We start from the raw sequence: 25,271 nt of genomic DNA, 5'->3' as shown, positions 1-25,271 counted from the left end.
TTTACCACTAGTTACTCTTGGTTCTAGTACCTAGATCGAGAAAGTTCTGTAATAGCTCGAGCCCCTGCTCGGTGAGTACAGACTCAGGATGAAACTGCACACCCAGTATAGGTAGGCTTTTATGGCTTATGGCCATGATCTCTCTTCCATGCACAGGGTCATCGAACCAGGCATCTAAGATAAAATCTTCGGGTAGAGCCTCGACAATCAAAGAGTGGTAACGCGTCACAGTAAGGGGGGAGTTCAATGAGGAAAATAGACGAGTATCAGTATGGTTAATTAGACTTGTTTTACCGTGCATGACTCGCTGAGCCCGAATGACCTTGGCACCGAAAACCTGAGCAATAGCCTGATGACCGAGACAAACACCTAGTATGGGAAGTTGACCCGAAAAGTGCTCGATAGCTGCAAGAGATATCCCAGCCTCTTTGGGTGTACACGGCCCGGGTGAGATAACCAAATATGCAGGGTTTAAAGCCTCTATCTCTTCCAAGGTGATCTCGTCATTACGTTTAACCAAGATCTCTTGACCTAGCTGCTGGAAGTACTGCACTAAGTTAAAAGTAAAAGAATCGTAGTTATCGATCATCAACAGCATGGAACAGATTTATCCTAACAATTAAAGCCGGCGGCAGATGCTATCACAGCCTCAAATAATAAAAAAGCCAGTCATAGGACTGGCTTTAATGCTTCACTCGTAAATATTACTTAACGAGTGTCAGATGACCACGACGCTTAGGCTCTGGGTCTGACGACTTCTTATCCGCTGAAGACTCGAATTTAGGAGTCTCACTTGGTGAAGATTCGACGGAAGATAACGGACTCTTTAAGCCTGCTACTGACGCCTCTTCAGGTTTCACCACAGAGAGTCCAGCTTCTGCTGACTCACCATCAAGCTTATAAGCATCTTCCATATCGAAGACTGTTCCAGCACCATTTTCTCTTGCGTATATGGCAACAATAGCAGCCATAGGCAAAACAACTTGCTGAGGAACACCGCCAAAGCGAGCATTAAACTCAATAAAGTCATGACCAATCTGCAAGTTACTTACAGCGGTCGATGTGATATTGAGAACAATCTGACCATCTTTCACATATTGTTGTGGAACCTGAGTCCCCGGCACATAAGCGTCAACGACGACATGTGGGGTAAGATCATTGTCCATCAACCAATCATAATATGCTTGCAGCAAGTATGGGCGATTTGGTGTCATTGGCTTCATTAGATACCCATGCGCATTTCGCGCTCGGTCTCAGTAAGAGAAGCTTTAAATGATTCACGATCAAACAGACGTGTCATATATGCTTTGACTTCTTTAGCCGTACGGTTATCTAATTCGATTCCCAATACAGGTAGACGCCATAATAGTGGGCCCAAGTAACAATCGGCAAGGCCGAACTCTTCAGCCATGAAGTAAGGCATTTCGGTAAATATCGGAGCAATTGCAGTTAAGCTTTCCTGCAACTCTTTACGAGCCGCATCTGCACGATCGCCACTTCTGATACGCTCAACCAGTGAATACCAGTCATTTTCGATGCGATGCATCATTAGACGAGTCTGGCCACGTGACACTGGATATACAGGCATAAGTGGTGGATGTGGGAAGCGCTCATCCAGATATTCCATGATGATACGTGAGTTATATAGTATTAATTCACGATCAACCAAAGTAGGAACTGTATTGTAAGGGTTCAGCTCGATCAGTTCTTCAGGCATCTCACTTGGTTCAACCTGTAGCACATCAACGGTAACCCCTTTCTCAGCCAAGACGATACGAACTTGGTGACTATAGAGATCGTCGGCACCTGAATACAGTGTCATGATTGAACGTTTATTGGCAGCAACAGCCATCGATACCCTCCGGATTTATAAGGCAAAAGCAAAAAACAGAAAGCAAACGAGGGGCAAAGCCCCCCGTTTACAGTATGCGGATAATACATTCTAACCTTTAAAGGGGTTAGTGTACATCTCTCCAGTATTCTTTCTTCAACAAGTAAGCCAGAACGAAGAAGATAGACAGGAAGCCCATTACCCACCAACCTAAGCTTTCACGCTCAAGTTTTACCGGGTCGCCGGAGTAGACTAGGAAGCCCGTGATATCACGAACCACTTGGTCATACTCTTCGGCATTCAGAGAGCCACCAGTCGAAACTAGCGTACCATCTTCTTGCTTAACAGGGATGCCTTGAAGGTGCTCCAACACATGAGGCATACCCACTGACGGGAACACTATATTGTTCACGCCAAATGGACGATTCTCATCTTTATAGAAACCTTTAAGGTAAGTGTAGATCCAATCTTCACCTCGCACACGGGCAACTAGAGTCAAATCCGGTGGCGTTGAACCAAACCATTTAGCCGCAGCCTCTTCAGGAATAGCATTTTCCATCAAGTCACCAGGCTTAGCATCATCATCGAACATGAACTTAGCACGCATGTCATCGAGAGAAATATCTAAGTCATTCGCAACTCGGATGTATCTCTGATATTGAGTGCTATGGCAACCTGAACAATTATGCTGGAACAGGTCAAGACCACGTTGTAATGACTCAGTGTCATTGAGATCTATGTTAGCACTCTCAAGATGTACCGATGAACCCGAAGCAAAAGCCAGTGTTGGTACTAAGGCTACTAATGCAATAAGTAATTTTTTCATTAGTGAGTCAACCTCTCAGGTACAGGTTTAGTCTTCTCGTTCTTGCTGTAAAGCCACAGGAAGAAGAAGAAACCGAAGTAAGTCAGAGTAAATACACGCGCTGCAATCGTTAGCTCAGGTGTTGCAGGAACCGCACCTAAATAGCCAAGGATGATGAATGAAATAGCAAACTGAGCTATGTTCAGCTTATGTGTCAGACTACGGTAACGAATCGATTTAACCTTACAACGATCTAACCAAGGCAGCACAAACAGTACAGCAATCGCAAGTCCCATGCCCATCACACCGATCAACTTATCGGGAATCGCACGTAATATTGCGTAGAAAGGCGTGAAATACCAAACCGGTGCAATATGCTCAGGTGTCTTCATCGGGTTAGCCGCTTCGAAGTTTGGTCCTTCGAGGAAGTAACCGCCACCCTCAGGCATAAAGAAGAGTACGTAACAGAAGATAATCAGGAAGCCAGCGGTTCCAAAAATGTCTTTAACTGTGTAGTAAGGGTGGAATGGGATACCATCAACTGGCCATCCATTTTCATCCTTATTCTTCTTAATCTCGATACCATCTGGGTTATTTGAGCCCACTTCGTGCAAGGCAATCAAGTGCAGGAACACTAAGACAACTAAGACCAAAGGCAGTGCAATAACATGCAGAGCGAAGAAACGGTTTAGCGTAGCGCCGGAGACAACAAAATCACCTCGAATCCACAATGTCAGGTCATCACCAATAAAGGGGATGGCACCGAACAATGAGATAATAACCTGAGCCCCCCAATATGACATCTGCCCCCATGGTAGCAGATAGCCCATGAAAGCTTCGGCCATTAGCACGAGGAAGATAAGCATACCGAATAACCAAAGTAGCTCTCTAGGCTTCTGGTAAGAGCCGTAGATAAGACCACGGAACATATGCAGGTAGATTACTACGAAGAATGCCGAGGCACCGGTGGAATGCATATAACGCAGCAACCAGCCGTATTCAACATCACGCATGATGTATTCGATTGACGCGAATGCACCTTCGGCAGTTGGCACATAATTCATTGTCAGCCAGATACCTGTTAGTAACTGGTTAACCAGAACTAGCATGGCAAGTGAGCCGAAGAAGTACCAAAAGTTAAAGTTTGTTGGCGTCGCATATTGACCCACATGACGGTTATAAGTCGCCGTCATAGGTATGCGAGCATCGATCCAATCAACTAAATTCTTAATCATTACGCTGCCCCTTGATCGACACCGATGATGACTAAGCCTTCATCGATATACTGATGTGGTGGAACAACTAAGTTCAATGGCGCTGGTACACCCTGGAAGACGCGGCCAGCCAAATCAAACTTAGAACCATGACACGGACAATAGAAACCTGAAGGAACACCTTCAACCTGTTCACTGAACGTATCCGGTAGATAGGTAGGAGAACAACCTAAGTGAGTACATAGTCCCACCGCGATAAAATACTCCGGATTAATCGAACGAACCGCATTTTGAGCATAAGAAGGCTGTTGCTCTTCTGCCGATGCTGGATCGCGAAGTTGACTGTCGAGTGTTGCAAGATTAGTTAAAATCTCTTTGGTACGACGTACAACCCAGACAGGTTTTCCACGCCATGCAACACGGATCAACTGACCTGGCTCTATTTTACTGATATTTACTTCAACCGGCGCACCTGCAGCTTTCGCTTTGGCACTCGGATTCCATGACTTTATAAAAGGAACCGCTACAGCGACGGCACCTACACCACCTACTACGGCGGTTGCTGCGGTCAGAAATCTGCGACGTCCGGTATCGACTGGCGCATTGCTCATCCACTTATCTCCAGAGAGTGTTGGAATTTTTGTTTTAAATTATTTTTAAAGTTGGGTTTCACCCCAAAACTCAAAAATGAACCTTGAGGTAGGGCTTATTATAGCCAAAAATTAGAAGCAGATCATAGTAAATTGAATAACAAAGTTAAGGATGTTAGTAAAATAGGCTTCACAGCACATTAAATAGTCATCAAATTATAGAAAAAAAGATTAATAGGCAGAGATAAATGATAAAAAGCAAATAAGATATGATGCTAAATTAGTGAGTTATAAATTTAAAGCAAAAAAAACCCGGCATATGCCGGGCTTTTCATCCAAATAGGCTTATTTGCCTAAAGGGCTCTTCATATATTTGAAGAAATCGCTGTCTGGTTCAAGCACCATAACATTCGAATCACCTTGGAAACTGCCCTTATAAGCCTCTAAACTACGTAGGAAGCTATAAAACTCAGGATCTTGGCCATATGCATCTGCATATATCTTAGCTGCAGTCGCATCACCTTCACCTCGAACCTCAAGCGCTTTACGTTGAGCCTGAGCTAACAAGATAGTCACCGAAGCATCAGTCTTTGCACGTATGATTTCAGACTGCTCCATACCTTGTGCCCTGTGCTCTTTCGCTACCGCGGTACGCTCTGCACGCATACGTTGATAGATACTCGAACTCACATTAGCCGGTAAGTTAATCTGCTTGACTCGTACATCAACCACTTCGATACCTAGGTCAGCCGCGCTCTCAGATGCATTTCTCAATGCATCTTGCTGTAGCTCATCACGACTTCCTGAAACAATAGCCTTAATCGTACGGCGACCGAACTCAGTACGAAGATCGTTATTGATCTTGCGCTGAAGTAACGACTCGGCGTTAGCCTTGATGCCACCGTTAGTTGATAAGTAATATTTCTCGAAGTCCCTGATACGCCACTTCACATAAGAGTCGACCATAAGATCTTTCTTCTCTGATGTCACGAATCTGTCTGCTGCACCATCCATAGTTTGGATACGTGAATCAAGAAACTTGATCTTATCGACCATAGGGATCTTGATGTGCAAACCAGGTGCGTAGATACGAGTGATACCATCATCTTTTAGGATCTTACCGAAACGTGAAACAATCGCTCGCTCACCTTCGTTAACCACCAAAATAGACGATAAAAACACAGCCACTAGCACGGCGGAAATAACCGCGATTAGTCTACCCATGATTAATTCCTCCCCTGACGTTCACCACGAGTCGGTCGTGTGTCCAACGGAACGCTGCTATGTGTCGAAGAGCCATAAGAAGAACTCGTAGTAGAATTAGAGTTTACACTTCTAGGTTTAGCATTCGACTGACTCTTCTGCATCAACTTATCTAAAGGAAGATACATCATGTTATTGCTACTCTTAGAATCGACTAGCACCTTACTGGTACCACTCAATACGATTTGCATAGCATCTAAGTACAAGCGATCACGTGTCACTTTCGGTGCAGACTTATACTCAGGTAACAAGAGGTTGAACCTAGCGACTTTACCCGTAGCTTCTAAGACTTCACGTTCTTTGTAAGCTTTGGCTTGCTGCTCCATGCGCTGAACTTGACCACGAGCCTTAGGCTCGATAGCACGGGAATAAGCTTCAGCTTCACGAATGAACCTTTGTTCATCTTCTTGTGCCGAAATCGCGTCATCGAAGGCATCTTTAACCTCTTCAGGTGGACGAGCAGGCAGGAAGTTGACATCGACTATGGTAATACCTAACTTGTAGGGCTCGATAATACGCTCTACTTCAGACCAGGTATCACGACGGATCTTATCTCGGCCAGTGGTTAAGATATCGTCCATACTATTATGACCAATAACATAACGCAGGGCACTGTCTGTCGCCTCACGTAAGCTCTCATTCGCATCTACTGCACTGAACAAGAAGTTATATGCATTTGTCACTCGGTATTGAACGTCAAGTTCAACCAAAACTACGTTCTCATCTGTCGTCAACATGCTGCCTGAGGCAGGAATTGAACGAACAGTATTCACATTGACTGGGAACACTTGATCGATAAACGTCGCTTTCCATTGAAGACCAGGATCGACCTCGCCTATGTACTCACCGAATCTAAGAGCGACACCTTTCTCGGCTTCTTTTACCGTATAGAAACCTGAAAGGCCCCATACGACAACGGCTATGCCCAAGACAATGATAAGGCCGAAAGAACTAACTTTAGGTCCCGAACCATTACCTTTACCACCGCCGAAACGCTTCGAAAGATTACGAAAAACTTCATCTAGATCTGGTGGTCCCTTATCGTTACCACTTTTATTTCCCCAAGGGTCTTTATTTCCCTTGTTACCGGGCTCGTTCCAAGCCATTTAGCACTCCATAAGAATATGAAATAAACCAGATTAAAAAATTACTCTACTGCCGCGTCTTCGACAATAAAGTGCTCTAACTCCCCTTGGCTCTGCTTCACTAATCGGAGCCAGTCGGCCTCCAGTAAGCGCACAGACAAGATGCAGTCACCAAGATCATCAAACTCTTTCTGCTGTATCGCATCGAGTCGGTAAAACTGACCAAGATAATGTCCGGCAGTTGCCGGAATGCGTAAAGTCAGCTCCAAAGTTGCTCTACCAACTATTTGGTTGATGGCCTCTTTGAGCTGATCTAAGCCTTTTTGTTGCTGCGCCGACACCCAGACTCTGGTGGGGACACCTTCATCGTTATAATCAATCCTTGGGCTGACATCCTCCAATAGATCTATCTTATTACAGACAACCAATTGTGGGATTTCATCGGCACCTATCTCTTTGAGCACCAACTGAACCTGCTCAAAGTTATCCTCCATATTGTCATCATGGCAATCGACAATATGAAGTAATAGATCCGCTTCGCGGGTTTCTTGTAACGTCGACTTAAATGCCGCCACTAAATCATGGGGCAAGTGACGAATAAAACCTACGGTATCGGCCAAGATAATCGCGCCATCCGGTAGATCTAACTTTCTCAAGGTAGGATCTAAGGTAGCGAAGAGTTGATCCGCAGCATATACATCTGAAACTGTAAGTGAGTTGAACAGAGTTGATTTACCCGCATTGGTATAACCGACTAAAGAAACTGTAGGCTGCTCACTGCGACTTCTTGCTCTTCGACTCTGTTCTCTCTGTTTATCTACTTTCGCTAAACGCTTATTGATGGTGCCCATTCTGCCACGGAGTAGACGTCTATCAGTCTCGAGCTGGGTCTCCCCAGGGCCTCTCATGCCAATACCACCTTTCTGACGCTCCAGATGAGTCCAACCTCGTATAAGACGAGTCGACATGTGGCGTAACTGCGCTAGCTCCACCTGCAACTTACCTTCGTAGGTACGTGCTCTCTGGGCAAATATGTCTAAGATGAGTGCTGTACGGTCTAGGACCCTACATTGGCAAACCATCTCAAGATTTCTCTCTTGTGCAGGACTCAGCGCATGGTTAAAAATCACCACATTTGCTTCTGTCGCGGCGACCAAAGCTGCTAGCTCATCAGCCTTTCCCGAACCAAGGAAAAATTTTCGGTCCGGTGAGCGGCGGCTAGTAGTTATCACACCAACTTGCTGAGCACCGGCCGACTCGACCAAGAGCTTGAGTTCGACTAAGTCTTCTCTACGGTCTTCATCGGCAAAGTCAATATGCACCAGAACGGCACTCTCACCAGCCTCATAACGATCAAACAAAAAGCTTACTCCTCAACAACTACTCGCTCACTTCATCCTGCTGACCATTAAGGCCTGCAGCTTGAGTTGGGGTCGCGTGATGGCTGTTTACACTGAATGGACGCGCAGGCACGACTGTAGAGATAGCGTGCTTATATACCATTTGGCTAACCGTGTTCTTAAGCAAGATGACAAACTGGTCAAATGACTCAACTTGTCCTTGTAATTTAATACCATTAACAAGATAAATTGATACAGGAACGCGCTCACGGCGAAGTGCGTTCAAAAATGGGTCTTGTAAAGATTGCCCCTTTGCCATTTTATAATTTCCTTTTTATTAATAATTAAGTAATAAAACTAATACAACATAACTTTCTTGTTTGGATTTAGTATTATATAGCGAGGATGAATTAGCTAGCGACAATGTCGCAATACACTAGTTAAATTCGAATCTAACCCAGTTTCTAGCCAATTTAACTCAGACCACCCTCTTAACCATGTTAATTGACGCTTAGCTAATTGCCTAGTAGCAATTATCCCCTTGTCGACCATAGTATTATAGTCGTAGTCACCATCTAGATGCTCCCAGCACTGCCGATAGCCTACGCACCTCATGGAAGGAAGATCTAAATGCAGATCATTCCTCTGCCTCAGGCTTTGAACTTCTTCTACGAAACCCTGATTTAACATCAATTTGAATCTTTCTTCTATAGAAAGATGTAACACTTTTCGATCTTTCGGTGAAATTGCAAATTGAATGACCTCATAAGGCAAAGGAGGTGATTTAATTTTGGTCAATTCCGTCATGCTTTTACCACTGATGCGAAAGACCTCTAGCGCCCTGGATAATCGTTGAGGATCATTAGGATGAATGCGCGCGGCCGAAACTGGATCTACTCGCTTTAATGCGTCATGCAGATGTTGCCAACCATGGGTCAGTGCTTCAGCGGCAATCTCAGCCCTTATAACTTCATCAGCTGCTGGTAAGGGAGATAACCCCTCTAACAGAGCCTTAAAATAAAGCATGGTGCCCCCTACAAGCAAGGGGGTTTTGCCAGACTTTACAATATCGGCAATCTCTCTAAGCGCATCGGTTCTAAAATCTGCTGCAGAGTAACTCTGCAAAGGGTCGCGTATATCGATCAACCTGTGGGGCGCTATCGCGAGCTCTTCTGCCGTCGGTTTTGCACTGCCTATATCCATACCACGATAGATAAGAGCCGAATCGACGGAGATAATTTCACAATTGTGCTCTTTAACCAGCTCAATCGCCAGCGCCGTTTTCCCTGAGGCCGTAGGCCCCATTAGGGTAATAATTTTTGGTAAACTTGCTTCAGTCACTCGTATATTTCCAACTTTTCAGTATCTGACAAAACAGACTCAATCAATCAATGCTTTTTTCAACCAAACTTGCCAAGGTAAGCTGATGACATCCGCCATCAATTCCTCTCTCAGGCTCTGCTCCGCTTGCATAAAGTCTTGCCAGATTGGAGTCGGCGACTCAAGATTCATATCACCATGCTTGGCTACCCAGCTTGCCAAAGCCTCTAGGCCTGGCTCTTCAAAACGCATCCATTGTAATAACTCAGGGATAACGCTAACCAACTGACTCTGTCTTAAATATGGGGGCACTTTCTTTATTATCAACTGCCCGAGGCGAATTGTTAGTTCAATCCCCATCTTTCTTAACATTAACTCTCGGTGCTCAATAGTCACCTGCCAGTCATCGTCCATAGGGATAGAGACTGGCATTAACAGGGGCTGGCTGACTAAGCCACATTCAAGCTTAGCCAATATGCTTACCTGTAAGAGCTTAGAAGCAACGTTTTCTATGGTGAGAAGAGTCAAGCTATCGGCTTGAGTTAACACCCAATATTTACCATCCAATACCGGCGGCATGTCTTGCGGGTCCCTTACCTGCCCATTCCCTACCTGAGGAGGAACTACAGGAGTGGTAAGTAAAGCGCCATAAGAAGCGATAGCCGCCACAGAAGGAAGCTCAACTTGTGGACGTGCAGCCGAACTAGGGCTTAAACCACTTTTGCTTCCTGGGTAGTAAGCTGACGATGCTATTGAATGCTCATGCTTAGCTCTAGCCTGGCTTGTATCTGGCTCTTTGTTAAAAGGGAGATAGCCAGTGCTAGCATCAGATTCATTAACTCTCGGAGATTCCAGCACGCTTGCTTGATAAGAGTTTGAGGATGCTTCTTTATTACTCTGGTCTTCAGCTAAAAAAACTGGTTTGCCGACTTGTGAGAGTGCAGATTGCAGTGCCTGAAAAATATAGTCATGGACATAGCGACTCTGGTGAAATCTCACTTCATGCTTAGCCGGGTGCACATTAACATCGACTTGATGAGGGTCGAGCTCTAGCATCAAAACATAGCTAGCTTGAGCTCCGGTCACATGCTCGGCAAAAGCTTGTCTCACCGCATGATTGACCAGCCTGTCACGAACCAGTCTACCGTTGACATAGAAATATTGAGTATCACTGGCTGAACCTTCGAAATAGGGGGACTGTATATAGCCACTTAACTTCAAACCTTCATGTTCGCACTCGACCGCTAACGCCTGCAGCGCAAATTTCTTGCCACTGACCTGAGCTAGTCGTTGTAAATATTGATCCGATGTTTTTGCAGGACGAAAATTTCTTACCACTTTGCCATTATTTTTAAGTGTGAAATGTATGTCACGACTCACTAATGCAATGCGTTTTAGCCACTCATCTATATGAGTAAACTCTGTCTTATCGCTTTTGAGAAAACGTCTTCTGGCCGGGGTATTAAAAAACAGATCCACCGCCTCAACAGTCGAACCTACCGGGTGAGCAGCTGGAATCACCTTCACGGCCATATCAGAGCCTTCAGCATAAGCCTGCCAAGCTTCGCTTTGCTCCGCCGTACGTGAAGTCAAAGTTAATCTGGAAACAGAACTGATACTCGCCAAGGCTTCACCGCGGAAACCAAAACTTAGGATAGCATCGAGATCGTCTAAGCTACTGAGTTTAGAGGTGGCATGCCTAGACAGAGCCAAGCTCAGCTCCTCTTTCGGGATCCCTGAGCCATTATCATGAATTTTAATCAGCTTGCTACCGCCCTTCTCGATCTCTATATCGACTCGGGTCGCACCAGCATCTAAGCTATTTTCGACCAGCTCCTTGATAACGGATGCTGGTCGTTCGACAACTTCTCCGGCAGCAATCTGGTTAGCGAGTTGCGGCGGTAAAATCTGTATTGTCATAATTCTAAACTCTTTAAAGTAATGCCCCCCTATGCCCTGGGGATCACTAACCTTTGGCCGATATGTATGTTATTAGACTTCAAGTTATTAGCTTTCTTAATATTGGTTATTGATACTTTATACCTATGAGCAATAACCGAGAGCGACTCACCTTTACGGACGCTGTGTCTTCGCGAACCTTTACTCGCCATCAGTGAGTTAACCGGCGGATTAGACGTGAAGTACTTCACGACCCCCTTGTATACCGCATTGGCTAAATTATTCTGATGTTGTCTCTGGGACAGGAGCCTCTCCTCTGTATGGTTCGAGATAAACCCTGTCTCCACCAAAATTGAAGGAATGTCCGGTGACTTAAGTACGGCAAAACTAGCCGACTCAGGTTTACTCTTGTGCAACTTGGTTACCTTACCTAAGTTCGACAAAACATCATCGGCAATATGATGACTGACAGCCATGGACCTATCCATGGACATATCCAACAAGGTCATAGCCAAATACTGTTCATTAGCAGCATTTTTCATGATCTCTCCGGCACCACCTAACAACTCTGAATGCTTCTCTTTATGCTCTAACCAACGACCGATCTCACTGTTAGCACGCCTCATAGACAAGACCCAAACTGATGCGCCCCTAGGCTGCGAAGAGGTAAATGCGTCGGCGTGAATTGAAACCAGTAGATCGGCTTTACTATTTCTTGCGATCACAGAGCGTTGATTTAGGTTGACAAAATAATCACCTGTACGGGTCATCACAGCTTTCATACCTGGCGTTGCATTAATTTTTGCAGCTACTCTCTTTGCGATTTCCAGAACCACTTTTTTCTCATAAATACCCGATGGCCCAATAGAGCCAGGATCATCACCTCCATGACCGGCATCGATGGCCACAACCACATCTCTAAGCTTCTGTGTGACTTTACTGGCCTTGCTTACAACTGCCGTTGTTGAGCTATTATCATCGAGGTCCACGACTAAGCGGTCTCCATAGGGAGCCGTAGGCGGTAGTGAAAACAGGTTCGATTTTACGGGTTTAGCCAGATCGATAACTATGCGTAAGGTTCCCTTCGAAGGGGATTTACTTATCCTTACTTTCTTAACCAATTTACTGTTATTAGTTAATTTACCGAGATTCAATGAGGTCGTGGTGCCCTTGAGGTCGACCACGAGTCTATGAGGACTAGCCAGATTGAAATGAGTAAACTTAGGTGCATTGCTTAGATCGAAAACGATTCGAGTCGATTCGGGAGCGGCCCAGACACGTACACCATCTAGCTTATTGGCACTATGGGCAATAAAAGAGGTACATAGTGAAAGCACTACAAGTATAGTTTTTATAAAATTATTGATTTTTATCATTATTATTTAAGTTTACTGAGCAATACTTGCCCTTTGTTTGTTCCTGAAGTCATTTCAACTTCTCGACTGGTACCGACATACTTAATATCAACACTGATATCGGCCACTGGCATTAATCCATGCCCCCGATCAGGCCATTCAACGAGACATACGCTCTTATCGGTGAAATAATCTCTAATCCCCATATATTCAAGTTCTTCGGGATCACTTAACCTGTATAGGTCGAAATGATAAAGATCTATACCATCTAGCTCATAGGGCTCAACTAGGGCGTAAGTTGGACTTTTTACCGCGCCTTCATGACCTAAAGCTTGGATCAGGCCTCGGCTTAACGTTGTTTTACCAGCCCCTAGTTCACCCGATAAGTTGAGTGTTAAGGGCGGGGTGATGATCTGCGCTAAACGCTTACCCAAGTCCACCGTATCTTGCTCATTATCTAGAAAAACCTTAACCGATGCCATTGTATTGAGTTTACCCTTTCTAAAACTAGTTCTAACCCGTTACTTTATACCAAATTGCTTATTAGCTAAATAGGTTTCACCAAATAGCGACTATTCATTAATTAAATGATTATTCACCAAAGATTTTATATGGAGTATTGAGTCACTCACGATTATGGCAAATTTTGCAGTAATCGCCGCGTGATAGCTTCTCTCAACATCTAACTCGAACGGTCAAACCCAGTCACAAGCATTGGGAATGGCGAAAAATTTTCTAACATGACTAATCTAAATGGATATACCTCATAGAGATAAAGTTAAATTAAAAGAGTTAAAGCCTAAACTCGTCCATAGATTCACTCATCCGAGTCTTATATGAATTTATGTTTAATTTGATCTTGATAACGTTTTGCAGAGTACAAAAAATGTAAATGATAAATTTAGAGAAGGAACTGATGGCAATAATAAAAAGATATATCTAACTATCACAAGAACTAATACAGGTTCCCTTAGCTATTTCATCAAACCGGTTAATCATATTAGATATCATCCATACGTATGCAGCTATGAACTAACCTTTGCTGCCGAATTCTCTCAACACGCACAAGCTGATTGAGCATTCCAGCTATCCCCACAGAGGAGTGCCCAGCGGTTTCCTGCAGTAGGTCCATCAGTAGATTATCCAAATATAAATGCAGCTCTAATACGTCCCCTTCAGACATATTTGCAGTCAAGACTGTGTCATGACATTTTTTTATAAAATCTTCAAAACAAATATCTTTATACCAGGCATTCAGCACTTTTTTTGGTGCTGATTCGATATATATTTCCAGTTTTGTTGCTACACCTCTCTGATGCTGTTGGAAATATTCAAGCATCATTTTTACTCTTGTGGAATCCGCATTTGTTTTCAGTCTGCTATAGAGTGTCGCCATCTCTACTCGGCAAATCGCTACATACGTTAATACTTCACCTAGTTGTTGAAATCGCATGTTTACACTCCTAAACCTAACAAAAGTTAGTCAAAGTAATTACTTCAGAAGCTATTATGGGGATAAAAAGCCGTGGGTTATTTGAACAAGATCAAATTTTTCTACTTTTAAGCAGATTGCATCAAGATACAGCTTAAGAAATTCGCACTTCGTCACGTAAACAACAGAAAGGTGACATAGATATAAAATAGCTGAAGAGCGAGATCTGCAGGAGGCATATAGAGCAAGATTGGAAGACATTAGTTAGTAGAGATTTACTGTTTAACGAGATGCTCTAGAGATCTATTGAAGCTGGGATGATAAGAGTTTTGAATCAAGAGTGAGATTCAATCGAGTTGTTGATTTAAACCAAAGGGCTTCGAACCGCGAATTCTTACCAGATAGGCTATAGCTTTGAAAAATGAGGGTATCGTTTCTTTACTATCTGAATAGATGGGCACAACTGAGCTAGTGTCGCATGATCTTTTTAAATTGAAGTTTTAAATTGGAAGTTTTAAATTGGAAGTTACATATCGAAGAGGGAATGGGAGGAAAATTGGAGCGACATATCGGGTTCGAACCGATGACCTATACCTTGGCAAGGTATCGCTCTACCAACTGAGCTAATGTCGCAAATCTTTCTTTCAAACAACTTCAACTTTAAACATCACAAAAGGTATCGTCTTTCACCTTTAGCAACTGAGCTAATGTTGCTTAAAACTTTTTCATTTAAAGATTTTGGTAAATCTTTAAATCTAGATTGAAACGACATATCGGGTTCGAAACAAAATACCGATGACCTATACCTTGGCAAGGTATCGCCCTTTTGCTCTAAACAAAGAGTCAACTGAGCTAATGTCGCTTAATCTTTTTAAATTGGAGCGACATATCGGGTTCGAACCGATGACCTATACCTTGGCAAGGTATCGCTCTACCAACTGAGCTAATGTCGCAAATCTTTCTTTCGAACAACTTCAACTTTAAACATCACAAAAGGTATCGTCTTTCACCTTTAGCAACTGAGCTAATGTTGCTTAAAACTTTTTCATTTAAAGATTTTGGTAAATCTTTAAATCTAGATTGAAACAACATATCGGATTCGAAACAAAATACCGATGACCTATACCTTGGCAAGGTGTCGCCCTTTTGCTCTAAACAAAGAGTCAACTGAGCTAATGTCGCTTAATCTTTTTAAATTGGAGCGACATATCGGGTTCGAACCGATGACCTATACCTTGGCAAGGTATCGCTCTACCAACTGAGCTAATGTCGCAAATCTTTCTTTCAAACAACTTCAACTTTAAACATCACAAAAGGTATCGTCTTTCACCTTTAGCAACTGAGCTAATGTCGCTTAAAACTTTTTCTTAAAGACCTTGGTAAATCTCTAAGTTGTAATTTGGAGCGACATATCGGGTTCGAACCGATGACCTATACCTTGGCAAGGTATCGCTCTACCAACTGAGCTAATGTCGCAAATTTTCCTTTCAAACAACTTAAACTGTAAACATCACTTAAGGTATCGTCTATCACCTTTAGCAACTGAGCTAATATCGCTGAATTTTCTCTACAAGCTTATACTGCACAAGCAGCAAAAGTTGAGGCCGCATTATAGGAGAATTTCATATTGCTGCAACCCCTTCTTGAAAATAAATGTCTGTTTGGTCAAATTTTGAATACTTTTGCTCGATAATACTGCAATTCGGCAATAGATTCCTGGATATCCACTAGAGCTTTGTGTGTTCCTTGCTTAGTAAAGCCGTCCATAAGCTCTGGCTTCCAACGTCTAGTAAGTTCCTTGATGGTACTTACATCTATATTACGATAGTGAAAATAGTCTTCTAACTTTCCCATGTACTTATTCATAAAGCGTCTATCTTGCCCTATGCTGTTACCGCACATAGGTGATACGCCCTGAGGGACATATTGAGAAATAAACTTTATGGTCATTGCAATGGCATCATCTTCATTATACTGACTACTACGCACTCGCTCGACTAATCCTGACTCCCCATGGTGCTTTTGGTTCCAGTCGTCCATTGTTGCAAGTTGTTCATCAGTCTGATGAATCGCAATTACAGGTCCTTCAGCAAGAATATTTAACTCTTTATCTGTCACTATTGTTGCGATCTCTATGACCCTATCGGTCTCGGGATCTAACCCTGTCATCTCTAAATCTACCCAAATGAGATTGTTTGCATCTACAACCATAGATCTGCCTTATTCTTTCTGTTTGCCTAAATTCAGGCTTTTTTGTTTAAGACCGTGTATCATACTGCTTTTTTAAGCTACACAAAATCACCTTATTTACGATGACGAACCTGTGAGTAAAAAGAAACCCCTAAGTCAGGGTCAAAGACGCCGTATGCGAGCCAATCAAGATAAAAGGCTACAACGGAAAGATTCAGGCAGCAATGCCCCTGAATTACAGGATAGTTCACTTGAGCCTGAACAGCTCGGAACTGTTATTTCTCGTTTCGGCCAGCATGCCGATGTTGAAACCGAATCTGGGCAAGTTGTACGGTGTAATATTCGCCGTAATATTCAGAGCCTGGTCACTGGAGACAAGGTGATCGTGCGTTTGGCTGTGGAAATGTCGTCCACAATAGCCGGCGTGGTTGAAGCCGTTCATCCTAGATTTTCACTGCTATCTCGGCCGGATCTCTATGACGGTATCAAGATCATTGCAGCGAATATCGATCAAATCTTGATTGTCTCTTCGATTGTGCCTAGTTTTACGACTCAAATAATCGATCGTTACTTAGTTGCCGCAGAAGACACAGGTATTTCACCGATAATCGTCCTCAATAAGATCGATCTACTTAGCGATGAAGATCGTCCAGAAGTGGAAGCAGCACTCCAACGCTATCGAGATATAGGCTATCAAGTCTACCAAATAAGCAGTCATACCGGCCAAGGTGTCGATGACATAAAAGCCTTATTGAATAAAAAAGTGAGTATTTTTGTCGGCCAATCCGGTGTAGGTAAGTCATCAATCATTAACGCTATGATGCCTGATGCCGAGCTAGCTATTGGCGATGTTTCTCAAAACTCAGGCCTGGGACAACACACCACCACAACGGCTAAGTTAATGCATTTTGCTAGCGGAGGGGATCTGATTGATTCTCCGGGAGTCCGAGAATTTGCACTATGGCACTTGCCCCCCGAAAGAGTGGGAGAGTGTTTTATCGAATTCAGGGAATATCTAGGTACTTGCAAATTCAGAGATTGTAAGCACAAAAATGATCCTGGTTGTGCCATCACCGATGCATTTAATGATGGCAAGATAGCGGAAGACCGATACAAGAATTATCATAAAATTATCGCCAGCCTAAATGAAATGCGCCATGCCAGACAGTTTAGAGCCAGTGATGAGTAACAGGTAAATCGCAATATTTTTGAAGGGAAGTACACGTGGATAAAGTAAAAATTGCTTTGCAATATATGATGCCTAAACATCTAGTCTCTCGCCTGGTAGGGAAATTAGCAGCCGCTGAATTAGGTTCGGTAACGACCGCTGCAATAAAGTGGTTTATTAAACAATACAAAATCGATATGAGTGAGGCCGCACAGAGCGAACCCGAAGCTTATAAGACGTTTAATGATTTTTTTACTCGATCCCTCAAGTCTGGTGTACGTCCGCTTTCAAAAGATCAGGATTATATTGTCCATCCTGTAGATGGCGCGATAAGCCAATGTGGTCCCATTAATGACGGACAGATATTTCAAGCCAAAGGACATGAATACTCATCACTTGCACTACTTGGTGATCAAGCCGATGATGCCAAACGTTTCCAAGATGGCGATTTCGCTACTATTTACTTAGCACCAAAAGACTACCATCGAATTCATATGCCTTTGAAAGGAACCTTGTCGAAGATGACTTATGTTCCCGGTGAGTTATTTTCCGTCAACCCATTAACCGCTGAGAATGTTCCTGGACTGTTCGCCCGTAACGAACGTGTAGTGGCCATTTTTGAGACCGAAATAGGTCCTATTGCCATGGTATTAGTCGGTGCAACCATAGTCGCAAGTATAGAAACCGTCTGGGCAGGCACCATTACACCACCCGGTGGTAAAAAAGTATTTACTTGGGATTACCCGACTGAAGGACCAGAGGCATTAACCCTTGAAAAAGGTGCCGAGATGGGAAGGTTCAAGCTAGGCAGTACGGTTGTCATGCTGTTCGCTAAAGATGCTTTGGATGAATTTGCCGACGGTGTAGTGCCAAAAGCTGTGACCCGCATGGGACAGGCATTCGCAAAAATAGAGGATTAATCTGATCTCATAGCCTTGGGTCAGTATACGGAGTTGTAATGAACCAAACTGCTAGTAATAAACAAGCTGGTTTATTAGAGTTACATCTCGCCGTACTGCTATTTGGTGGTACGGCACTCTTCTCCAAGCTTATCCCTCTCAGCGCATTAAATATCACTCTACTACGCTGCGTAGTCGCCGCAGTTGTCTTAGCCTGCATAGTCAAAGCCAGCAAAAAAACCTTGTCACTCGACGCCACGAAAGATTATTTCATCGCCTTAGGGCTAGGTATAATAGTCAGCCTGCATTGGGTTACTTACTTTGCCTCTATGCAGCTCTCTTCCGTCGCTATAGGCATGATAGCCTTCTTTACTTATCCCGTGATGACAGTCTTTATTGAACCCATTATCACAGGAAACCCCATTCAACGAAGTGATATTATTAGTGGGATCACCGTACTCCTAGGAGTCATACTACTCATTCCCGAAGCTAGCCTAGGTAATGATGTCACTATGGGCATAGCCCTTGGAATCTTATCTGCTGCGTTTTTTACCGCGCGTAACCTGCTGCATAAGAGGTATTTTTCAGCCTACTCAGGTTCCCAGGCAATGTTTTACCAAACAGGCGTAGCCGTCCTCTTCCTTGCCCCTTGGAATACGGTAGAATTCAGTCAAATTGAACAATCTACCTGGGGACTGGTGTTATTACTCGGGGTCATATTCACCGCAGCCCCCCACGCACTATTTACTACGGCCTTACGCCACCTTAGCGCTAAAACGGTAAGCTTAGTATCCTGTTTGCAACCTTTTTATGGTGCTGTTTTAGCTTTGTTATTCTTAGGTGAACAGCTAGATATTAAACCCGCTATAGGCGGTTTATTGGTTGTCGCAACAGCCATTTTCGAAACTCGACGGAATCGAAAGACAGCCAAATAGCTGGCATTTCTTGACTCGATAGTAAGAAATTCGAAACTGGTTATGATGATTTTCATTTATATTTCTATTTTCCGACAAGAGTCACAAAAATAGATAAACAAAAGAAGCTATAGTAAGCCTGTTTTGTTGATAAGATATCCCTGTCTCTTTCTCTAACCTGCATCCGAATATACTTCATACTATGCGCACTATTTTTCTGCTTCTCATTGCATTAACTGGCTTCAGTGCCGTCGCCGGTTCTCCACTCGAGCTCAATAAACGTCTGGGACTCACTCTGCCAGTTTCGACCGATTTAACAACCGAGCAGAAGCTCGCACATATTCAGCATAGTATTGAAGAACAAGCGTTAATAGAAAACAATTACCTTAAGTTGATCAACAACTACCAAGGGCATAAGCTCAGCCTAGATCGGCAACTGAAAGAGGCTAAGACACCGCTCCCTAGATCCAAGAATAATGGCCCCACTCAGCAAGCTTCACTCGCCTATTTAAGACTCTCTGAACTCAAAGAAATAGAAGCCCAACTCAATACAAAAGCGACTGATTTAATCAAGCAGCATAACCGACTACCGTCAGATATAGCATCTGCTCGACAATCTTTGACTCAGCATCAAAAAAATAAAATCGATGACTCTGACACCAATCAAGATATGCTACTTAAGGCACAGCGTCAGCTCTATATTCAGACTCTGGAGGCATTAGAGGCTGAACAGGCAAGTAGCCAAAAACGTATTAACCTCAATCAGCAGCAGATGTTACTGGTCAGGTATCAGCTATCACAACAAGAGAGCCTGATCGAAGAGATCAATAAGGCCACTGCTAAGCAGAGACAAAAGAAAACAGATGCCACTATAGCCAAGAGTCTGTTTGAGACTTCAGCCGAGCAATCCCCACTGACCCAACAACTGAGCCGATTAAATTTAGGTTATGCCAATAAGCTAAAGGGCCTCACTAAAGATACAAATCTAATTGTTCTCACACAAGAAACTGCCGAAAACCTCTATCAAGTTCAAGCAAAACAGCTGACCAATATCCAACAACAAGTAGGCTTGATTAAATTAAATTCTGCATTTGGCGAGCGCTTTTTACAGATGCTGCAATCTCTACCCGCACCGCCAAATCAAGATAAACTAGAAGCACAAATAGCTCAGGCAAGACTGACAAGGTATCAACTTGAACAAGAGTTGACGATAAACAACCAGCAACTGGTAACCAATGAGCCTTTAACCAAGATTCAATCTAGGCTGCTCACCTCACAGAATGACTTGATCACACAGCTCTTGCAGAGCCAAGATCTTTATTTGAGTAAGCTCTCAGATTTAAGAGTGATTTATGAGCAGTTAACCCAACAGAACATCACCCTAACAAGCATTCTTAACGAGCACCTTTTTTGGGTACCGAATGCTAAATCCATTGATAAATTATGGTTCACCGATCTTTTCCAGAGTGTGAAATGGCTTATGGGCCAATCTGTTTGGTCTGACATATCAGTTTCCCTCGATGAACAAAGTGAATACTGGTCTTGGTGGATCATCTTGTTCGTGCTCTGTTTAGTCACTCAAGATCTACTAACACCTAAGTTTAAGTCAGTCATGGCTCACGACATCACATTTGTCGGTAATGTTACCCAAGATCAGTTTAGCTACACCTTCAGTGCCCTAAGTAACTCTTTACTCTACAGCGTGATTAAACCACTACCTGTGATCGCCGCTGGTGCCATCTTGCTTTTCTCCAGTCTGAACTTAACAGCAGCTATCGGCATGGGAGTACTAGTCATAGGCTTACTCTACTTGTTCTACCGTTTTACCTACCTACTGGCACTGGAACAGGGATTACTCATAGGTCACTTTAAAAGTGAAGCAAGTATAATCAGGCAAGGTCAACTCAGATTTAAAACCTTTATCATCATGGCGATACCTTTCTTTGGGGTCATGGGATTCACCGAATTTATCGATAATTCAGTACTGAGAAATAGTATTGGCCGAGGCGCCTTCATTATTTTCAGTATCTTCCTATTTGGCTTCTATCGGGATATTTTATCCTTATCTAAGAAGCACAAACACCAACACCAAGATGACAAGAATAAAAAATTACTCCAAAGATTGTTGTGGGGAGTGCTGCTACTCATCCCCCCAGTCTGCGCCATCTTAGCTTTTAGAGGTTATTACTACACAGCGTTTCAGGTATTACTGCAACTTCAACTTTCCCTGTTACTGTCATTAGGCTTCATGTTGCTTTATCAACTGATAAAACGTTGGATGTTCATCGAAAGGAGACGCATAGCCTTCGATCGTGCTAAAGCCAGACGTGCAGAGATATTACTTCAACGTGAACGTGAACGTGATGAAGAGCCACAAAATAATACCGAGCCCCTAGACACCTATGAAGAGCCAGGTGTCGATCTAGAAACCATGGCCAGTCAATCTCTGGGACTGGTACGTTCATTATTACTATTGGCTTTCTTAGCAAGTTTAATCGGCCTTTGGAGCCAGACCCACACTGCATTATTCTCATTGCTCGATGATGTGACTCTCTGGACCAGTAACACCTTGGTTAACGGCATAGAGCAACAGCTCCCTATCACCTTAAAATCACTCTTCCTTGGGCTGATCATAGTTGGTTTCTCACTTATGATAGCCACCAACCTACCCGGTTTACTCGAACTAACCATATTACAACGACTGGATTTGAGCCAAGGAACAGGCTTTGCCATCACCACAGTGAGTCGTTATCTGGTGGTATTTTTTGGTATTTTGAGTGGTTTTTCAACCTTAGGCATGGAATGGTCCAAGTTACAGTGGCTGGTCGCGGCACTCTCATTGGGACTGGGTTTTGGATTGCAGGAAATTTTCGCTAACTTCATCTCAGGCTTGATCATCTTGTTCGAGAAACCGGTGAGAATTGGTGACACTGTGACCATAAGGGAGCTCACTGGCAATGTAAGTAAGATTCAGATCCGTGCAACGACTATCGTTGACTGGGATAGAAAAGAGATCATTATTCCCAATAAAGCCTTCATTACCGAACAACTCATCAACTGGTCCCTCTCTGATCCAATCACACGCGTCATAGTATATGTCTCTGTCGCGAGAGACTCAGATCCCGCCAGAGTCGAAGCTGCGCTATATCAAGCCGTCGAAGGATGTGAAGATGCATTAGAAAGCCCTGAGCCCGAGGTCTGGTTTGCGGGATTTGGACAACACACCCAAGATTATGAAGTTCGTGCCTATGCCAAAGACATGAATACTCGTTGGCCTCTTCGTCATACATTGCATAAAGCCATCAATAAGAAGCTGCAAGAAAACCAACTTGAACTCGCATACCCGCAACTAGAAGTGCACATAAAAAACACTCAGAGCAAAGAAACCCAGGGACTGATCAGAAGCTAATAATTATGATTGCTCACTAGGTGCCGTAATTGCCCAGGGGGCAACATGCGGCCCTGAGTAAAGCGAGTGAATTAGGTACTCTTACCCTCTTAGATAGCAAGAGTAATGACACTGGATTAATTGAAGAGCAACTCGCTGTTATCTAAGTTCTCTCAAGGTTGACTGAAAACCTCCCCCACACTATGGCAGGGATAAACCACCTAGAGTTATTTCGATACCTAACCTAGAAGAATCAGTCAATGTCCTCCTAGAGAAGCTAATTCACTCATTATGGATTTCTGACTAAATTCCACCTGAATGGCCCTCAGACCTTTAGTGGTAGACTTGTTCTAAGCAGTGGCCCTAGAGTGGTTACAAGGGCTGAAACTATGCATACATGCTTCACCTATGACCCTTTTTCCATATCTAGACGTTCGGTCTTTACAAAATTTATCCTGATATAAGCGAAGCTTCGCCAAAACTTCGCCTCTGTATAGATAACATAAGCTGCGCGGTGGCAAACGGAATTTGTCGCGCAAAAAACTCAATAGCCACCTAAACTATATGTAAACTTGGCTAAATTTGCTTATTTCGCTGAGCCCAGACACCAATAAATATAAAAATACTGATAACGAGAAGTAATAGCCAATGGGCCGACACCTGAGCCATTTGTTTTGCAAGAAAGGGACTGGCTGTCACAATTAATAGCCCATAGCCGAATGCATTGATGAAAACAAAAACTAACGTTCGTAATATAAATGATCGCCCAGTCAACTTCCGGCTAATCAGCCGATTGAAATCGGCTGCAAACACAATCAAGAAGCAAGCGATAATAGCCGTTGAAATCTCATTGAGCCAAGGATAGAGCAAAGAGCCAACTTGATGAAATACTGAAATAATATGTTCCACACTCAAATCCTCAATCAGATTCCAAAGACAAGATAATTCAGTAGCATAGGGGGAGTTAAGATGAGATACAAGTTGCTATTACTCACCAGTGATAATGAAGGTTACAGATCTTTGCTGAAATCTTGCCATCTACCTGAGATTGAAATTCTTGGTGATGAAACTCACCAGATTACGCAAGCCAATATTTGGCTGGCTGACCCAGCTCTCGCGGCGCCCTTGCTTCCTCATAGCAAGCATATTCTCTGGATGCAGTCGACCTTATCCGGCGTGGGTGCCTTGGTAAAACCACGTCAAAGAAAAGATTATCAGCTGACAAATGTCAGAGGAATATTCGGCCCCTTGATGAGCGAATACCTGTTTGATTCTCTACTTATTCATCAGCATAAGCGCATTATATATAGGTCGCAACAAGCACAGAAAACTTGGCGACCGACTAGCTTCAAGACGCTTCAAGGTCAACATTTACTTCTGCTTGGAACCGGCAATATAGCCAAACATATCGCTCAAACCGCGAAGCGTTTTGGCATGCATGTCACAGGTATAAATCGTGGTGCTAAGCCAACGATTGGCTTCGATAATATCGACACCCTATCCAATCTCCCCCACTATCTTCCCCAAGCAGATGCTATTGTCAGCATACTGCCAAGCACATCAGATACCAGAAAGGCACTCAACGCCCAAACCTTATCAATGATGAAGCCCAATGGTATTTTATTTAATCTAGGCAGAGCCGATGTGCTGGATCTTAATGCCCTGTATTTACAGCTTAAACAAAACCGCGATCAAAATGCGATATTAGATGTATTCAATCAGGAACCATTACCCCAACATCATCCCATAAGAACATTGGAAAATGTCATCATTACGCCACACATTTCCGCTCCTAGATTTCCCGAGCTGGTTGTGGAAATTTTTGCCAATAATTACCATAAGCTGTTAAGAGGCGAGCGGCTTTCCCATGGAGTCAACTTCGAGCGTGGTTACTAACAATTCATTATCCCAATTAATAACAAGTTACTTATCTGCTCTATGTACTTTAATCCAGGGATGAAACCGATTTAATTACATCTGTTTCTGATTATTCTGAAAAAAGTTCGACCAGTATCCTATGTGAATGACTATCACCCTTAGGCTTATTATTTATGCCAAGCATCTGCTCTCCAAGATCTGCACCATCCAAGAATGGGACCCAATCCTGCACCAACTAGCTTCAGGTTTTACTCAGAGCTTTACAAATTCTATCTCAAATTCTCAAAATCCAAGTTTCTCCATTTTCAGCAGTAATTCTCATTTCGGTATAACGGCCGGCATATATTCACATTTTACTTATACATTTTTGATATTAGCATTGAGAATCGTTTTCATTTATAATTCTGTCATCTTATTAGGGGACCTATTTTAATGTACGTTTGTCTTTGCTTCGCCGTTACCGATACACAAATAAAAGAAGCCGTTAGCCAGGGAGATGTCTCACTGGCCGATGTGAAGCAACGTTTGGGTGTCGGCAGCCAATGCGGTAAGTGTACTAAGATGGCCGGCCAGATAATCCAGAGACAATTGGACATAGAACCTAAGTATTACGAAGTGGCCTAACGGGGACTCATCTTTTACCTAGTTACTTTAATAAAGAATCCATAAAAAAAGCTGCCATCGGCAGCTTTTTTTATTT

Annotated in this window: 23 protein-coding genes and 6 tRNA genes; 6 read left to right on the top strand and 23 right to left on the bottom strand. The window is 43.3% G+C overall.

The window, feature by feature from the left end; genetic code table 11:
• Positions 1 to 7: 7 nt before the first annotated feature.
• The 22 genes from SVI_RS02325 to orn form a co-directional block, all read right to left on the bottom strand.
• Positions 8 to 598, bottom strand: coding sequence for an anthranilate synthase component II (locus SVI_RS02325; protein WP_013049778.1), 591 nt, complete (start codon positions 596 to 598; stop codon positions 8 to 10).
• Between the two features lie 106 nt (positions 599 to 704).
• Positions 705 to 1,223: a ClpXP protease specificity-enhancing factor gene (locus SVI_RS02320; protein ID WP_013049777.1), complete on the bottom strand. Its 519-nt coding sequence runs from the start codon at positions 1,221 to 1,223 to the stop codon at positions 705 to 707.
• Entirely contained in the window at positions 1,223 to 1,852 is a 630-nt protein-coding gene (gene sspA / locus SVI_RS02315) for a stringent starvation protein SspA (RefSeq protein WP_013049776.1), read from the bottom strand. Before sspA ends, SVI_RS02320 begins: the two co-directional genes overlap by 1 nt.
• 106 nt (positions 1,853 to 1,958) lie before the next feature.
• Entirely contained in the window at positions 1,959 to 2,657 is a 699-nt protein-coding gene (locus SVI_RS02310) for a cytochrome c1 (RefSeq protein WP_013049775.1), read from the bottom strand.
• Entirely contained in the window at positions 2,657 to 3,871 is a 1,215-nt protein-coding gene (locus SVI_RS02305) for a cytochrome b (RefSeq protein WP_013049774.1), read from the bottom strand. Before SVI_RS02305 ends, SVI_RS02310 begins: the two co-directional genes overlap by 1 nt.
• Entirely contained in the window at positions 3,871 to 4,461 is a 591-nt protein-coding gene (gene petA, locus SVI_RS02300) for a ubiquinol-cytochrome c reductase iron-sulfur subunit (RefSeq protein WP_013049773.1), read from the bottom strand. Before petA ends, SVI_RS02305 begins: the two co-directional genes overlap by 1 nt.
• A gap of 324 nt (positions 4,462 to 4,785) precedes the next feature.
• Positions 4,786 to 5,664, bottom strand: coding sequence for a protease modulator HflC (gene hflC / locus SVI_RS02295; protein ID WP_013049772.1), 879 nt, complete (start codon positions 5,662 to 5,664; stop codon positions 4,786 to 4,788).
• Positions 5,665 to 5,666: 2 nt separating this feature from the next.
• Positions 5,667 to 6,809: an FtsH protease activity modulator HflK gene (gene hflK / locus SVI_RS02290; protein ID WP_013049771.1), complete on the bottom strand. Its 1,143-nt coding sequence runs from the start codon at positions 6,807 to 6,809 to the stop codon at positions 5,667 to 5,669.
• Positions 6,810 to 6,850: 41 nt separating this feature from the next.
• Entirely contained in the window at positions 6,851 to 8,149 is a 1,299-nt protein-coding gene (hflX, locus tag SVI_RS02285) for a ribosome rescue GTPase HflX (RefSeq protein WP_013049770.1), read from the bottom strand.
• A gap of 19 nt (positions 8,150 to 8,168) precedes the next feature.
• On the bottom strand, positions 8,169 to 8,447 hold the full coding sequence (gene hfq / locus SVI_RS02280; RefSeq protein ID WP_013049769.1) for an RNA chaperone Hfq: 279 nt from the start codon (positions 8,445 to 8,447) through the stop codon (positions 8,169 to 8,171).
• Positions 8,448 to 8,542: 95 nt separating this feature from the next.
• A complete protein-coding gene (gene miaA / locus SVI_RS02275) occupies positions 8,543 to 9,469 on the bottom strand; it encodes a tRNA (adenosine(37)-N6)-dimethylallyltransferase MiaA (protein WP_013049768.1) in 927 nt (308 codons plus the stop codon).
• Between the two features lie 39 nt (positions 9,470 to 9,508).
• On the bottom strand, positions 9,509 to 11,368 hold the full coding sequence (gene mutL / locus SVI_RS02270; protein WP_013049767.1) for a DNA mismatch repair endonuclease MutL: 1,860 nt from the start codon (positions 11,366 to 11,368) through the stop codon (positions 9,509 to 9,511).
• Between the two features lie 29 nt (positions 11,369 to 11,397).
• The gene (locus SVI_RS02265; protein WP_013049766.1) at positions 11,398 to 12,723 is read right to left on the bottom strand and encodes an N-acetylmuramoyl-L-alanine amidase; all 1,326 of its coding nucleotides are present in this window, start codon (positions 12,721 to 12,723) and stop codon (positions 11,398 to 11,400) included.
• Positions 12,724 to 12,725: 2 nt separating this feature from the next.
• Complete coding sequence (tsaE, locus tag SVI_RS02260; RefSeq protein WP_013049765.1) at positions 12,726 to 13,184, bottom strand: tRNA (adenosine(37)-N6)-threonylcarbamoyltransferase complex ATPase subunit type 1 TsaE; 459 nt, start codon at positions 13,182 to 13,184, stop codon at positions 12,726 to 12,728.
• A gap of 518 nt (positions 13,185 to 13,702) precedes the next feature.
• Positions 13,703 to 14,155 (bottom strand): hypothetical protein, encoded by a 453-nt coding sequence (locus SVI_RS02255; RefSeq protein WP_013049764.1) that lies wholly within the window; start codon positions 14,153 to 14,155, stop codon positions 13,703 to 13,705.
• A gap of 536 nt (positions 14,156 to 14,691) precedes the next feature.
• A tRNA-Gly gene (locus tag SVI_RS02250) sits at positions 14,692 to 14,767 on the bottom strand.
• Between the two features lie 131 nt (positions 14,768 to 14,898).
• Positions 14,899 to 14,996 (bottom strand) — tRNA-Gly (locus SVI_RS21330).
• 15 nt (positions 14,997 to 15,011) lie between these two features.
• A tRNA-Gly gene (locus SVI_RS02245) sits at positions 15,012 to 15,087 on the bottom strand.
• A 131-nt stretch (positions 15,088 to 15,218) separates the two neighbouring features.
• A tRNA-Gly gene (locus SVI_RS21325) sits at positions 15,219 to 15,316 on the bottom strand.
• A 15-nt stretch (positions 15,317 to 15,331) separates the two neighbouring features.
• Positions 15,332 to 15,407 (bottom strand) — tRNA-Gly (locus SVI_RS02240).
• Between the two features lie 127 nt (positions 15,408 to 15,534).
• Positions 15,535 to 15,610, bottom strand: a tRNA-Gly gene (locus tag SVI_RS02235).
• A 189-nt stretch (positions 15,611 to 15,799) separates the two neighbouring features.
• Positions 15,800 to 16,345, bottom strand: a complete 546-nt coding sequence (gene orn, locus SVI_RS02230) for an oligoribonuclease (RefSeq protein ID WP_013049763.1) — start codon at positions 16,343 to 16,345, stop codon at positions 15,800 to 15,802.
• Positions 16,346 to 16,457: 112 nt separating this feature from the next.
• On the opposite strand from orn, the gene rsgA reads away from it, so the two are divergent.
• The 4 genes from rsgA to SVI_RS02210 all read left to right on the top strand — a co-directional run bounded on the left by rsgA (position 16,458) and on the right by SVI_RS02210 (position 22,714).
• Positions 16,458 to 17,513: a small ribosomal subunit biogenesis GTPase RsgA gene (gene rsgA / locus SVI_RS02225; RefSeq protein ID WP_013049762.1), complete on the top strand. Its 1,056-nt coding sequence runs from the start codon at positions 16,458 to 16,460 to the stop codon at positions 17,511 to 17,513.
• A 35-nt stretch (positions 17,514 to 17,548) separates the two neighbouring features.
• Positions 17,549 to 18,412, top strand: coding sequence for an archaetidylserine decarboxylase (asd, locus tag SVI_RS02220; protein WP_013049761.1), 864 nt, complete (start codon positions 17,549 to 17,551; stop codon positions 18,410 to 18,412).
• A 38-nt stretch (positions 18,413 to 18,450) separates the two neighbouring features.
• On the top strand, positions 18,451 to 19,326 hold the full coding sequence (locus tag SVI_RS02215; RefSeq protein WP_013049760.1) for a DMT family transporter: 876 nt from the start codon (positions 18,451 to 18,453) through the stop codon (positions 19,324 to 19,326).
• Positions 19,327 to 19,507: 181 nt separating this feature from the next.
• Entirely contained in the window at positions 19,508 to 22,714 is a 3,207-nt protein-coding gene (locus SVI_RS02210; protein ID WP_013049759.1) for a mechanosensitive ion channel domain-containing protein, read from the top strand.
• Between the two features lie 555 nt (positions 22,715 to 23,269).
• On the opposite strand, the gene SVI_RS02205 is transcribed toward SVI_RS02210, so the two are convergent.
• Positions 23,270 to 23,602 (bottom strand): DUF3392 domain-containing protein, encoded by a 333-nt coding sequence (locus SVI_RS02205; protein ID WP_013049757.1) that lies wholly within the window; start codon positions 23,600 to 23,602, stop codon positions 23,270 to 23,272.
• A 60-nt stretch (positions 23,603 to 23,662) separates the two neighbouring features.
• On the opposite strand from SVI_RS02205, the gene SVI_RS02200 reads away from it, so the two are divergent.
• Entirely contained in the window at positions 23,663 to 24,589 is a 927-nt protein-coding gene (locus SVI_RS02200; RefSeq protein WP_013049756.1) for a D-2-hydroxyacid dehydrogenase, read from the top strand.
• A 414-nt stretch (positions 24,590 to 25,003) separates the two neighbouring features.
• Positions 25,004 to 25,195, top strand: coding sequence for a bacterioferritin-associated ferredoxin (locus SVI_RS02195; protein WP_013049754.1), 192 nt, complete (start codon positions 25,004 to 25,006; stop codon positions 25,193 to 25,195).
• Positions 25,196 to 25,271: the final 76 nt, after the last annotated feature.

This window comes from Shewanella violacea DSS12, from assembly GCF_000091325.1.
GTDB classification, from domain to species: Bacteria; Pseudomonadota; Gammaproteobacteria; order Enterobacterales; family Shewanellaceae; genus Shewanella; species Shewanella violacea.
The sequence above is the reverse complement of the archived record's forward strand: the minus strand, read 5'-3'. Positions and strand labels throughout refer to the sequence as shown.